The sequence below is a fragment of the Rhodohalobacter halophilus genome (genome assembly GCF_001715195.1).
Lineage (GTDB): Bacteria > Bacteroidota > Rhodothermia > Balneolales > Balneolaceae > Rhodohalobacter > Rhodohalobacter halophilus.
This window is the reverse complement of sequence record NZ_MDWE01000014.1, coordinates 1-13,780: the sequence shown is the minus strand read 5'-3', so window position 1 is coordinate 13,780 and position 13,780 is coordinate 1. Positions and strand designations below refer to the sequence as shown.

The following is a 13,780-nucleotide window of genomic DNA, read 5'->3' as shown; positions in this document are numbered from 1 at the left end:
GATGCTTGCCGGGAAACGCATCATACTGGGCGTTACCGGTGGTATAGCTGCTTATAAAGCGGTTTATCTTTTACGTGATTTTCAAAAAGCGGGAGCTGAAGTTCGGGTTACGATGACCCCCTCGGCCACCCGCTTTGTTGGTTCTGAAACCTTTGCGGCTCTCAGCCGGAGTGAAGTGGCTGTTGAAGTTTTCAACGATGAGAAGCCGGGTAAAAACTGGACCAAACACATCCACTGGGGCGAATGGGCCGACCTATTTGTGATTGCTCCCTGCACGGCCAACACGCTTTCAAAAATTGTGCATGGCCAGTCCGACAACATGCTCACCTCCACCCTGCTCGCTGCGCGATGCCCTGTACTCATCTGCCCTACCATGGATGGCGAGATGTATGAGAGTCCCGCCGTATCAAAAAACCTGACTACGGTTCAGGAGATGGGTTACCATCTGCTTGAACCGGATGAAGGATACCTGGCCAGTGGACTTGAGGCAGTTGGACGTCTGCCCGAACCTGAGACAATTCTTAAAAAATCAGCTGAAATAATTAAAACCCACAGGATCCAGGGACCCTTAACCGGTAAAAAGGTAATTGTAACAGCTGGTCCCACCCGCGAATTTATCGACCCTGTGCGATTTATCTCCAATCCCAGTTCCGGAAAAATGGGCGTGGCTATGGCCGATGCAGCCCGTGCACTGGGTGCAGATGTAATGCTGCTACACGGCCCGGTGTCTGTACCAATACCGGATCGATTACCAACCCGAGAGTTCACTTCCGCTGAGGATCTTTTTGAACTGATGAAGAGCTATACAGATGCTGATGTTGTGATTATGGCTGCTGCCGTTGCCGACTATAAACCGATTTCCCGATCAGATCAAAAAATCAAAAAAGATCGAACCGACGAGTCATCTTCCATTGAACTCACACGCACACCCGATATTCTCGCCAATCTTGGAAAAAACAAGAAAAAGCATCAAACCTTTATCGGGTTTGCCATGGAGACTGAAAATCTGATCGAAAACGCGAAGTCCAAACTTGAAAAAAAGAATCTGGACTGGATCTGTGCAAATTCACTGAATACCCGGGGTTCAGGTTTTGCAGGTGACACCAACACAATTCATCTGCTTGGAAAAGATGATCATAAAGAGTTTTCCGGTAAAAAGTCTGAGATCGCCTTTGAGATTTTAGATGAGATCTTTGGAGATCACTGAATTAGAGTTCCCCTTCCTGAAATTTTGTACCTACCACATTTACGAACGAATATTGATCCGGATATTGAATCGAATATCATGCGTGGTTCGCTTGAATGTTCTGGAAGATTTCGGCAAGATCTGGGTATATCCATATTCAAAATTTGCCTGAAGAGTGTTTGAGAACCGGTACCCGACTACGGCCGATCCGTTAATGCGTGTTTGTCCGGTTGGCGGCCTTGGGTTGAAGTCGTAGGCATTGGGGTCACGGTTAATCTGATTCGCATCCGTCTGCAGGGCTCGTTCCAGGTCGGCATCCAGTAAAAACCTCTGTTCCGTATCCTCAATCAGGTTGCCGTTCAACTTCAAATCCACATTATTTGACAAGCGGTTTAATAACGGCAGCTTAAAATTTCGAAGTGTATAATTAAACTGTACGCGCAACCCTTTCGATGTACGCTCAGAAACCTGTGTGTTAGAAAGTGACAGACTCGTGATCTTGCTTGTTTCATACCCTATCTGAGTTCTTAGGCCGTTATCCCACGTTACATTGAGCTGAATTAACGGGGCGAAACGTTTCTCAATATTAACGGATGACGGATCAAACTCAGGTCGAATATCTTCAACCTGATAAACACCGAGCCGCCGTGTAAAGGGTGTATCAGCGTTATTGTTCAAGCTCCACCCGATTCTATAAAGACCGTTGTACGCATGTGTAAGGGTGGCTCTTTGCATATATCTGCCCAACCAGGGGATCAGATTTTCCACACCGGTCCAGTTAATCCTCCAGTTTGGAAGTGGAATTGGAGTGAAATTCTTGTTTCCTACTGAGGAGCTGCGCCCCAGATAGGCTTTTCTAAAATCTCGCTGCAGCGCTACACTGTTTAGCACCGTGCTTCCATCTGACGATGAAATAATATTCTCTGTTGCACTCATATCATCAAAAGCGGTTTGAAGCTGATCTTTGAAGAGTGACTCATACCCCGGACCAAACGCCCAGATTGTTGAACTGATGTTCCCTGAAGATGTGATCACAGATGAAATTTCATTATCAGCACTTAGCGAAATCGATTCCGTTCTGCGTTCATCCCACTGCGTCTGCCAGTTCAGATCGATAGACAAGTTATTAAACGGGTTAATTCTGGTGCCCAGGGTGATGTTATCTGAGTAGGTATTGTTGGCCGGTATCTGAATGGATGAAACACCATCGGGGTTTGAAATCAATCTGTCCTGTTTGATTCTCTCCTCAATCCCCAGCCGGTAACCAATGGATGGCGTGAATGAATCCCCGCCGAACATATCAAAAAAGCTTGATTCCCCATCATAACCTGCCTGAGAACTAGTTTTTGAGTTACTGTAATTGATGTCCGCACTTCTCATACTGAAAACCGCCAGGAACATTTTGCGGCTGTAGTAGGTGACCTGCTCACCGAATGTATATCCCTCTTCAGCACCTCCGGCATCTCTCTCCCTACCTTCATTGCGGTCCGCTTCTACGGCATTTTCATAAAACGGAACTTTGTTGAACAGAGACTCGGTATTAATTCTCAGTGTGTGATCAAGCCTGAAGGTGTTTGCAACTCTGGCTCCCTGGTTAGATCCAAACGGGGAATTTTCCCACCTGAAACCTCCGGAGTATCGTGCGTTGTAATTCATCCAGTCCAGCAGCGTGATCCGGTTCAAGCGGGGTTGCCAGCTTGCCGTATAGTTTTCAGTATAACTGCTTTGGCGCGGAGAAAGATCATCAAAAAGAAGATCCCGAAATACATCAAATGACGGTAATGGATTGTAGGCGGTGCTGTCTGCCCCGGAAAGCCCTGCATCTTCTACGGCAATCCGGGCCAGATCGTAAATATTCTGCGACTGAAATGAAGTGGAAATAGAGGGGGTCAGGTTATAACCGAAACCGAAGTCTGTAGTATAGGTAAAGCTGTGTGTTTGCTGAAGGGGAAACTCCTGCCCCAGCTCTACTCTTCTCTTCCTCTCCTCATACGATCGCCGGGTGCTAAATGAGGTTTGTATATTCGTTGGCATGTAGCCAAGCTGAAGACCTCCAACAGCACCGATTATCGGTACTCCGGAAAGAAATCCGGCCGGACGAACATAGCGTGCCGTTCTGAAATTGTGGTTGTAACGGATAGAAGCATTGTAGTTCCAGTTGTCTTGAAACAGATATTCAGGTGAGCGACCATCCGTTGTATTGTACACATAGTTGATGGTTGTGTTGTCGAGGGTATATCTGGCCAGTCGGTTTTGTGAATTCCGCTTCGATAAATTGGACAGGTTTACGGAGTAGCTCTCCATATACGTTTCTACTTCACGAACCTGCTGTTCAATCAGCCGATCCTGCTGATCTTCATTTAAATCTGACCGATTACGAACCGCACGTTCAAAATCATCAAAACGAATATCCCCTTGATTGGGCAGATATTTAGGCACGGAGGTGGACCGCCGGGTGGATAGACTGACCGGAATATTCCATCCATACCGCTCCGGTATAAAACTATCCAGGTTTACGGTTGTGGAGAGATCGTAAGCCGTTTCATTACTTACCCTGCGCTGCCCGAGCCGTGAATCGAGCGACCCGAAACCTTGTGTTTGGCGGGTTAAATTTGCATTCACAGTGGCAAAATCAGCAATTGTAAGCGAAGATTTAGCGTTGGCAGCCCATCCGCTCTCATTGTCAAAACCGGAAACCCTCAATTCATTCAACCACAGCTCCGCATCCAATATCGGGGTTCCGGCTCCCTCCGGGTTCTCCGGATCAAAGGGGTTTCGAATTCCCATTCCCACTTCAGAAACTCTTCCCAAAGATGGATTTCCCTTAATTGCCACTACAGCACCGGGTACGCTATTTTCAAGAATATCTGCCCGTTCATAAACCTCTGACAGCGATCCGCCCCCCTCCTGATCCCGAAGCTGCTTGAGCTGATTAAATGCAGTAAGTACAATATTCATACTATTCTCATCATACAACCAAACCTGTTCCGCTTCCTCATCAATAAGTTGATTTCCTGCCGGATCAAACTCCTGGTATGGAAAGTTGGGATTTGACGGGGTTACCGGCTGACGATATTCGTAATAGTTGTTCTCCAGATCGTTACCAAACCGCATCACCAGCTCAGCATCGCCGCGCTGCTCAAACCCCTCACCGTGAACAAACATTCGCATATTGGAGTAGTTGAGCAGGTTCAACCCACCCGGAAATACTCTTTTTATGAGCTGTAGTGAACCCGGACCCAGATTTTCAGCCTGGAGCACAATCGACTGTTCGTTCTGAAGGGATTGCAGCTGTGTACCTCTGTTCTGTGCCCGAATCGCACCCCGTGGCTGTCTGTAGGGTATCGGGCGGCGATTGGAGTTCTCCTCAATGTTGATAGTACTGATTCTAAGATCCGCATTCGGATCACTCTGATTATTGATATTCTCATCTTGCCGCCACTGGCTGCCTACAAACTCCAATGTGGCAAACCGCAAGGTGAACGGCTGTTTATATCCGGACATCCATATTCGAATGTAGGTGATATTCTGAAAGTCATTGATATCACCCACTTTTCGTTTAAACTCATCCAGAGGAATGCGAACCTGATACCAGCGATCCTGCTGGCGGGATCCCGGAACCCTGTCAACGATGTAGGTTCCCTCTGCTCCAATCTCAAGGCGGTTTTCATCAGCCGGATTCAGATCAACTTCATATTGATAGTAGGCGTTGGTGAGGGCCACCGTTGACGGATTGACCAACCCTTCGGTATTGGGCCGGTTTGTGGATGCCCTCCGGTCACTCTGATCAATTGGCGTGTTGCCGTCACCAAACCCGAGCATTCGATGAAATCTCTCGTGCAGCGGCAGATCTTGGACTGATGACTCTCCATAAAACCGATAGTCATCATTTGAAGGGTCCTGCTCAATACGCTGAAATTTATCACTGCTCGCCCCCCACTGATCCCTCATCTGATCCACAAAATCCTGAAAAATGGTTTGCTCATTCAAACCGTTAACCCCGCCGGAATTTGGCATTCCATCTAGGCCAACATCTTCCAGCTCCCTGTTTTCGTTTGAAAACTGTCCCTCCGGTGGCGGCGGATTTGCGGGTAGAGCAGAACGAGGATTCATCTGGCTGTCCAAAATCAACGTTTCGGGATTTAACGCCAGTCCATCCTCTGTGTTTAATTTGGAGTTTGGAATCACATCTTCGGAGACCAATCCCACATCAATAAAAATTTTGCCATCAAAATCTTCAACTGATCCGGCCGGTGCAGGCTGACCGTTTGCCAAAATTGGCTGAACCCAAAACTCCAGAAATTCGATGTTATTCTGAGAGAAATCCTCCTGCCCCGACGGGATCACCGCAGTCATACCGCCCCAGGTTCGCTCAGGTTCCTCCTCAAGCAGCGTTCGCAGTTCAGAATTATAGTTATACTGCCCGCGCGATGTTGGATCGAAAAACAGATCCATGGTTGTAATAATCTCATCCTGCGGATTTTGTGTCTCCCTTCCCGGAAAAACATCCGTAACCTGAACCGGCTGGGATTCCGGGGTAAACTCAACATTACCCAGAATAGAGGTGATATTTCGCGGAATGGAGTACCAGGAAAATTTGGATCGCAGGTCTGATCGGTCCAGCCGGGACTGTTGATTAGAAACCGGAGCACCCGGAAAGTCATCCTCCTCAAATATAGGCTCATCGGGCTCATATCCGGGAACCGCAGCCGGGGCCGAAGCCAGATTCCATCTGGTGGCATTTAGCAAATTGATTTTGATATTTGCCCCTTCAAAATCGTCAATAAACGAGAGACCATCCTCCTCATCTTCGAAAAGTTCATTATTACGAATTGCCCTACGAACAGCCCTGGTTTCGGCAACACCCGGACGAAGCTGTGCAAACTCACCGCTAAATTCGAACTCAGAATTTTCGCGTGTTTGAATAAGCGGAAGCCAGTCAACAGCCCTTGTGATGAACGGAGTATTAAATCGGGCGTTGGCATCCAACCCGATCACGGCATTGCTTATCGGTTCATCCCCAATTCTAATTTTGTCATCCAGCGGACGCTCATTAAACCGAAAGTAAGTACCGCCAAGCGTAAAGTTGTTTGTGATATCGTATTCAGCCCGGAGCCCGGTAAATGTTTTCTGCTCGATGGAGGTCAGGGCCTGATTTTCATACTCGATTCGAATATCCTGCCCGGGGGCCGTGTAGCGGTCATTTAAAATGGTTATGCTGCCAAATGAATAATCCACCTGGTAATCCACATCTTCCTGCAGCTGATTCCCATTTGCGTAGACGCGAACAGATCCTTCAACCAGTGCCATCCCAAGATTATAATTTTCCTGAAGCCCTCCTCTGGATGTACCGCTGAATCTGTAAAATCCGTTTTTCGAACTTTGGGAGGCATTCCGTTGTCTCTCAGTGTAGAGCTCACCATAGCTTAGCCGATCGATCTCCTCCTCTGTTGCCGGAGAATCCTCAAGCACACTTCTGATACGCGAGCCAAACGGTTCAAGATAGGGGAAGATCACAAGTCCATTCTGCGGATCGAGTGTTCCGGTTCCGAAATCGAGTTGATTGTCCGGTTCAAGAGCTCCCTGCGAATCTACCCTGTCGAGACCCAGATCCTGCAAAAGGGTTGAAGCCCGCCCCGGCAATCGATCCCTGGCAATATTCTCTTCGGTAAACTCCAGCTCCAATTCCAGTGTCTCCCGGTTAATGTTACTCACACCCAGCGAATAGATATTCTTCATCGTTAAGGCAAAAAGCTCATTATCGGTAGACACATTTTGCGGTCGCAGCATTTTTAGAAAGATCCGGTCATTCCCGCTTCGGTTCAGTTCGCCCACATTAACGATTTCATTCCCTGCACCCCGATAGGTAAAAGAGACAGCTAACACCTCTCTGGAGCCGAGACTTCTGCGAAGGGAGAGATAACCTGAAACTTTATTGATTGTGTAATCTGTCCCCTCATCAAGCGGTGTGAAGTATCCCTCCTCAAAATTTCGTGAATCGGTAACACCAAGATCTTCCGGTGAAACTCCGGTTTGGGGATCCCGAAACTGATCCAGAAGTTCCGGTGAATAGACATCCTGATTGTTATCGGGGGGTAAATAACCGTTACCATTCTGCACCACACCCATATCAGCCAGCGCCACAGCCAGCCGCGCTCCCTCATCTGCCTGGATGCTCTCGCGCAGCACCCACACCTCAACATCGGCAATTTGAAGTGTTTGAGTTAACTGCTGAGGATTTGCCATGCTCGTTTCAAACTCCTGGCGGGTATAAAAATCCATAAAAAAGTGGCGGTCGTCGCTGTAGTCTGCCGGCCGAAGTCTGATCGGCTGCTCTTGTGAACCGCCTCTGATTGTCTCTACGTTACTCTCACCATCCTGTTGAGAGATGACCGAAGTTAGCCGGAACGAGCCGAGTTCAGCCACCGATTTCACTCCAAACAGTGCACCACTGCCACGAATCAGGGAGTTACCCGTGTTCATGTTCACATTACCCATCTCGATACTTTTAATAATCTCATCCTCATACCCCTCATACCGAATGCTCAGACGGTTTTGATAATCAAATTGTCTCTCGGTGTCCCAATCCGTTTCGATGGTGAGTTTATCCCCGATATTACCCTGAATGTTTAACTGAAGGCTCTGGTCGAAGGTTGGATCAATCCTGGTTTGCTGATCCGGTGGCAGACTTGGATCTTCCGATTTCTGAATGGATGCACCCACGTTCATGCTGGCCACACCGTTCACCCTAAGGTTCACTTCCGGACTTCCAAAAATAGTTGAAAATGCAGATTCACGACCTCCTGGAATCGCCACGCTAAAATCGAACAACCCCCGCCGGCTCTCATCCCTGCGGGAAGTTTCCAGAATAAGCTGCCCCCAGTTATCCGATTTTGCTCTCTCACGCTGTTTCAATGCATAATCATGGAACGATAGTGATGTCGGAAATCCGGATCTTATCCCCCCGATCCGCTTTTCAATGGTAAAACCGCCATCTGCACGTGTCTGAACATGAAGCTCTTCGGACGGCAGCGTGATATAGTAAAGTTTGGGAATGGGTCTGAAATAGACCGGAGAAACCTTGTCACCGAGAATTGGCCTGAAGATCTCCGGCTGCTGCTCCTCTGCCTCTTCTTCGGCCTCTTGAGCATATACCACCGACATGGCAAAAACGTGCATGATCCATGCAGCCATCGATAAGAGATATAGAAAACGTTTTATTGGCACCGGTGCATACATTTATAATCAGGCCCGCCTGAGGGCCATTGGAGTGTATTGCTGATAAGTAAAGTGTCAATCAGGGTCGTAACGTTTGCTCGATAAGAGAGGGTTTATGGGGTTCAAATAAGATTCTCTAAGAATAATAAACTCTGCGCAAAGATGTTTAAAAATAGAACCTTTTGAAAGGATCTGAATTTAGAATTCTCCTTTTTATGAATGTTAAAATAGCTGTACTATTCAGGCATGTTTAACAGCGTACAGACCGAGTTATTCCGAAAACATATCGGCCCATTTCTTTTTTGTTTTTTTACAGTGATGTTTCTGCTCCTGATGCAGTTTTTGATTCTTCACGTAGATAAACTGGTTGGAAAAGGTCTGCCATTTTTTATCGTTGCCGAGCTGATCCTCACCAACCTTGCCTATATGGTGGTATTGGCGGTGCCGATGGCGGTTCTGGTCTCAACGTTAATTGCCTATGGTAAATTTTCTGAATGGAACGAGCTGACTGCTATCCGTGCTGCAGGAATTAACCCCATTAAACTGATGTACCCGATGATTCTTACGGGTTTCGTTCTGTTTGGCGCCATGACCTATTTCTCCAACTATATCCTGCCGGAATCGAACCACAAGGCCCGCTCCCTCTTTTTAGATATCCGAATGCAAAAACCTGCCTTTGATCTGCAACCGGGTACATTTTATGAGGATCTGGATGGCTACACATTTTTGATCACAGAGATCGACAGCGAAAGTGACTCCCTTTACGATGTACGGGTATTTCAGGATGCATCGGATAACCGACGACGCGCCTACATTAATGCAGAACGCGGGTGGCTTGAGAGCGCGGACGAAAACACCTTATCCCTGTATCTCTATAACGGATCCACACTTCGGTTCATCCCGGGCGAACGGCGAAGTGAAGAGACGATGGAGCGAAATGCTTTTTCCCGATACCGGATGAGCTTCGACCTGACCGACCTCTCCTTTTCACGATCGAACCCCGACCGCCGAAGCCGAAACGACCGCACCATGAGTGCACAGGCGATGCTTGCTGTGGTTGATACCATCCGTACCGAACAGAGGCGTGAAATTGAAAAATTCAAGGAGAATACAGGGCAAAATCAGCAGAAACCTTTTTACAGCGAACCGAGCCGGTCCGTTAATCTAATACGGAACGACATTCAGGATACACTGAACATTTATCACTCCGGGCTGATTGCACTTCAGCATCTGCCCAATCCGTCTACTCAGATTGGGGCCATCAACCGCGCCATCAATACCATCGACCGCTACAACTCCGAGCTGGACAATTTAAAATCGAATGTAACCTGGCGCGATTTTCGTGTAGCCGAATTCCTGGTAGAAGTTCATAAAAAGATTTCGATCCCTTTTGCATGTGTGGTATTCGTTTTTCTCGGAGCCCCCATCGGTATGCTCACCCGAAAAGGAAATCTCGGTGTGGCAGCCCTGATTGGCGGCGGACTGTTGACCATCTATTTCATCGCCATCATACAGGGTGAAAAACTTGCAGACCGAATGATCATCAGCCCGTTTTGGGGAATGTGGGGAATCAATATCTTCTTCCTGATTGTCGGAATTATTTTAACACTTCACGTCAGCACTTCCATTCGAATTACCAATCTGTTTCAGAAGGATGAATAAGCTCGATCGTTACATATTGATGCGGCTCTTTGCGATTACTCTATTCGTACTCGGATTGCTCATTCTCATCTTCATCCTCATCGACTTTTCGGAAAACAGTGATGAATTTGCAGACAAAGGTGCGGAGCTTGCCGAAATCTGGGGGCGATACTACCTGAATTACATACCGGAAATGACCCGTCTGGTTTCGCCCGTTGCCGTGTTGGTTGCCTGTCTTATTTTAACCGGGCAGATGACCGAAAGACTGGAGATCACCGCAATCAAAGCTTCAGGAATCAGTCTCTACAGGCTCATTGTTCCCTATCTAATATTCGGAGTTACTGTTGCAGCGATTGTGAGTTACCTGGATGCAACCGTCATCCCAAACTCCAATGCCGAACGGATCGCCTTCGAACAGCAGTACCTCTCCAAAAGCGGAGAACGAATCGATCGGGGTGGAATTTTCAGGCAGGATTCCGACAGCACAGTCGTGAATATCAACTTCTATGATGCCAGTGCTAATATTGGATATCGGGTTACATTCCTTGAGTTTGAAGAGGATAAAATCAGTAAAATAATCACCGCCAACCGTATGACATGGGTAGACAGCACCCGCACCTGGGTGACAAACCGTGCGCAGAACCGCATTTTTAACGAAAATGCGTATGAAGAGTTTGAGACGGAGGATGAGGAGATCAAACTGAACATACTGCCGCGGGATTTAACACGCCGCACCTCTGATATCTATCAGCTTACCTATCCCGAAGCGCTGGAATATATTGCCTCGATCGAAAGAATTGGTGCCGGCGGTATTTCCCTTCCAAAAGTTCAGTTATTCAGCCGGATGGCCTATCCCATATCAATTGTTGTCGTCTGTTTTATCGGGTTTGCAATTGCAACAGAGCGCAGAAAAGGCGGCAAAGGATTCTACATTGCCGCAGGATTATCATTCAGTTTTATCTATCTCACCATGATGAAGGTGATTGAGCCGTTTGGAGCAGCCGGAACGATCACTCCGGAGTTTGCCGCATTCTTTCCGCATGTATTCTTTTTTATACTGGGAATCTTCGCCTTGCTGATTGCAAAAAAATAGAGAGCTTACGCTTCCGGTTTGGGGCCGCGATAGTTGAATGGCATATCAAACCGCTCTTTGGATGAGGTTGAAATGGTTCCGTTCTCCGCTTCGTATTTCCGAATATTTTCATTCAGGGCATTTGCCAGTCTTTTTGCGTGATCCGGAGTCATCACAATGCGTTTCAGTACTTTTGCTTTCGGTACGGCAGGCATCATGGAGATAAAGTCGAAAACAAACTCCGACGGTGAGTGCGTAATCATTACCAGGTTTGAGTATGTTCCGGTTGCCTCATCATCTTTGAGTTCAATTTCTATCTGCTGTCCTTTTTTCTTATTTCTTTTTTGGTCCATTAATTTTTGTGCTGAGTTAATTTTAAAGTTTGTCTAAACGTAAGGTTACTGAATCGCTTTTTGAAGAGAATCTTTGGTAATACCCGAATGTGACGCATGCCAAAACACCTTGCCGTCTTTTAACACAATCACCTGCGGAGATTCATGACGGACACCTGTTTTTGCAGCAATTTCCTTGGAAAGCGCTCTCTGTTTAACCACATCTATAAAGGAAAAACCGGCCACATTCGATGCACTCTCCATCGTCTCCTCTACTTTCGTTTTTGAAAAAATACAGACGGCACAGTTAAAACTGTGCTTGTAAATCACGTGCGTGCCGCTCCCAAACAGTTCATCCAGTTCCTCAGACGTCTCGGGTAATTTCCACTCTTCGGAGAGTTGGGGACGTCCCCCCATCATTCCTCTCAATCCGCTTAAAAAACTCATCCTCTAATCCCCCAAACAGATTCCAATTTCCCTTGCGGTTTGAACCGTATCTCCATCCAGCGGCACCAGTTTCATTTTATCAGCCACTTCAGACAGCGGAATACGCCGTATTTCGTTTTGCTGCATCACAATCATCTTATTATAATCCCGATTTTCTATTGCACGGATCGCTGCAGCCCCAAATCGAAGGGAGATCAGGCGATCATATGTTGACGGAGTTCCGCCCCGCTGCAGATGTCCCAGAACTAACGAACGCGACTCCTTGCCGGTCATTTCAGAAAGTCTCCTCTCGAGATAAGCCCCCACACCGCCCAGTTGTTCAGACTGACCCGGCACTTTGCCCTTTACAAAATGTTCGCCTCCTTTCTCCTTAGCTCCTTCGGCCACAACAACAATTGAGTATGATTCTCCCTTCTCCTCTTTCTCCAGAATTTTTTGAGCAACCGATTCAAGCGAAAAATCGATTTCCGGCATCAAAATTACATCAGCCGATGCAGAGAGCCCGGAGTGTAGTGCAATCCACCCGGCATATCTTCCCATTACTTCAATCACCATAATTCTTCGATGAGACTCCGCCGTTGTGGTAATCTTATCGATCGCTTCTGTGGCGGTTGTAACGGCGGTATCAAATCCAAGAGTGATTTCACATCCCCAGATATCGTTGTCGATGGTTTTCGGAACCCCTACAACCGGAACTCCTTTCTGCGACAGCCTGTTGGCAATCCTCATCGACCCGTCGCCGCCTATAGCCACCAGTGCATCAATACCGTGCTTCTTAAACTGTGATACAGCCTCATCCGATTGATCCACCAACTCCCAGCTTCCATCCTCCTTTTTATAGGGCATCTCAAACGGGTTCCCGCGGTTGGCTGTTCCCAGAATGGTTCCGCCCTGCAGTGTAATTCCACGAACCCGGGCCCGTGTAAGCGGAATGAACGGCTCATCCGAGTAGAGTGAGCCGTATCCGTTCCGAATTCCTACTACCTCCCAGCCACGTCGTATGGCTGAGAGAGTAGCGGATCGAATAGCTGCGTTCAGTCCGGGAGCATCACCGCCGCCGGTGTTGATCGCTATTTTCATACAGTCTCCGGCTCTTTCAGATCAAAGCCTTCCAGTGCCAGGGCTTCACGTAACCGTTCCATACCCAGTCCTTCCCTAAGTAGTACGGGAATATCTTCGGTTAAATCAACAATGGTGGTCTCTTCATCAGAAAGTTCATCCATCTGATCATCCACAACCACATCCACTACTTTGTCAAACCGGTTCAGGAACATTTCACGATTTCCATCCTCGGGGCTACCAAACTCCACACCCGGCAGTTTTGCCGTAATGGCTACCACAGGATGACCAAGCTCCTCAATCAGCTCCAGAGAAACGGAGTGATCCGGTACCCGAATACCCACCGTTTTCTTTTTGGGGTGAGTGAGAAGGCGAGGAACTTCACGGGTTGCAGGCAGAATAAACGTGTACGGCCCCGGAATCAGGCGCTTGATCAGTTTAAAGCTATCATCGCTCAGATGAGCAAAAATTGAAACATTTTCCAGACTATGGCACATCACTGTTAAGTGATCATTTTTATCCAACTGCCTGATCTTTCGGATTCGCTCGAGACCTTTTTTATTTTTGTAGTCACATATCAGCGCGTACTGGCTATCGGTTGGAATAATCATGACCGAGCCGTCAATCAACTCATCGGTCAGTTCAAAAATCTTCTTTTTATGGGGAGCGTCGTGATGCAATTTCACTCGATGAGACATATATAATCCTTTCTTTTTCGTGTTTTAGTTCAAATGCTGATTCTCAAACAATCAACACTGTGGGTATACTCGGAATCGATAAAATGTGTCCCGTTTAATCGAAATGGTATTTATATAGTTTATCATT

8 protein-coding genes are annotated in these 13,780 nt (G+C 47.4%); 3 read left to right on the top strand and 5 right to left on the bottom strand.

Features of this window, described 5'->3' with window-relative positions; translation table 11 throughout:
• The first annotated feature begins 1 nt into the window (after position 1).
• A complete protein-coding gene (gene coaBC, locus BG260_RS05260; RefSeq protein WP_069130916.1) occupies positions 2-1,207 on the top strand; it encodes a bifunctional phosphopantothenoylcysteine decarboxylase/phosphopantothenate--cysteine ligase CoaBC in 1,206 nt (401 codons plus the stop codon).
• Between the two features lie 39 nt (positions 1,208-1,246).
• Here the strand turns inward: coaBC and sov are convergent, their stop codons facing one another.
• Positions 1,247-8,380, bottom strand: coding sequence for a T9SS outer membrane translocon Sov/SprA (gene sov / locus BG260_RS05255; protein ID WP_069130915.1), 7,134 nt, complete (start codon positions 8,378-8,380; stop codon positions 1,247-1,249).
• A gap of 270 nt (positions 8,381-8,650) precedes the next feature.
• Between sov and BG260_RS05250 the strand changes: the two genes are divergently transcribed.
• Together BG260_RS05250 and BG260_RS05245 are read left to right on the top strand one after the other, a co-directional pair.
• Positions 8,651-10,066, top strand: coding sequence for an LptF/LptG family permease (locus BG260_RS05250; protein WP_069130914.1), 1,416 nt, complete (start codon positions 8,651-8,653; stop codon positions 10,064-10,066).
• Positions 10,059-11,138, top strand: coding sequence for an LptF/LptG family permease (locus tag BG260_RS05245; protein WP_069130913.1), 1,080 nt, complete (start codon positions 10,059-10,061; stop codon positions 11,136-11,138). The genes BG260_RS05250 and BG260_RS05245 overlap by 8 nt, the downstream gene beginning before the upstream one ends.
• A 5-nt stretch (positions 11,139-11,143) precedes the next feature.
• Here BG260_RS05245 and BG260_RS05240 read toward each other — a convergent pair whose 3' ends face one another.
• Genes BG260_RS05240 through BG260_RS05225 form a run of 4 tightly spaced genes read right to left on the bottom strand, consistent with a single transcriptional unit; the run spans position 11,144 to position 13,653 of the window.
• A complete protein-coding gene (locus BG260_RS05240; RefSeq protein WP_069130912.1) occupies positions 11,144-11,470 on the bottom strand; it encodes a DUF3467 domain-containing protein in 327 nt (108 codons plus the stop codon).
• 45 nt (positions 11,471-11,515) lie between these two features.
• Positions 11,516-11,896, bottom strand: coding sequence for a bacillithiol system redox-active protein YtxJ (gene ytxJ, locus BG260_RS05235; protein WP_083750109.1), 381 nt, complete (start codon positions 11,894-11,896; stop codon positions 11,516-11,518).
• 3 nt (positions 11,897-11,899) lie between these two features.
• Entirely contained in the window at positions 11,900-12,976 is a 1,077-nt protein-coding gene (locus BG260_RS05230) for a 6-phosphofructokinase (RefSeq protein ID WP_069130911.1), read from the bottom strand.
• Positions 12,973-13,653 (bottom strand): L-threonylcarbamoyladenylate synthase, encoded by a 681-nt coding sequence (locus tag BG260_RS05225; protein ID WP_069130910.1) that lies wholly within the window; start codon positions 13,651-13,653, stop codon positions 12,973-12,975. Before BG260_RS05225 ends, BG260_RS05230 begins: the two co-directional genes overlap by 4 nt.
• Between the last annotated feature and the right edge of the window lie 127 nt (positions 13,654-13,780).

Bases quoted from the DNA above. Each gene is read 5' to 3' on its own strand.
- ytxJ (WP_083750109.1), bottom strand. From the start codon at position 11,896: ATGAGTTTTTTAAGCGGATTGAGAGGAATGATGGGGGGACGTCCCCAA.
- BG260_RS05240 (WP_069130912.1), bottom strand. From the start codon at position 11,470: ATGGACCAAAAAAGAAATAAGAAAAAAGGACAGCAGATAGAAATTGAA.
- BG260_RS05230 (WP_069130911.1), bottom strand. From the start codon at position 12,976: ATGAAAATAGCGATCAACACCGGCGGCGGTGATGCTCCCGGACTGAAC.
- BG260_RS05245 (WP_069130913.1), top strand. From the start codon at position 10,059: ATGAATAAGCTCGATCGTTACATATTGATGCGGCTCTTTGCGATTACT.
- coaBC (WP_069130916.1), top strand. From the start codon at position 2: ATGCTTGCCGGGAAACGCATCATACTGGGCGTTACCGGTGGTATAGCT.
- BG260_RS05225 (WP_069130910.1), bottom strand. From the start codon at position 13,653: ATGTCTCATCGAGTGAAATTGCATCACGACGCTCCCCATAAAAAGAAG.
- sov (WP_069130915.1), bottom strand. From the start codon at position 8,380: ATGGCTGCATGGATCATGCACGTTTTTGCCATGTCGGTGGTATATGCT.
- BG260_RS05250 (WP_069130914.1), top strand. From the start codon at position 8,651: ATGTTTAACAGCGTACAGACCGAGTTATTCCGAAAACATATCGGCCCA.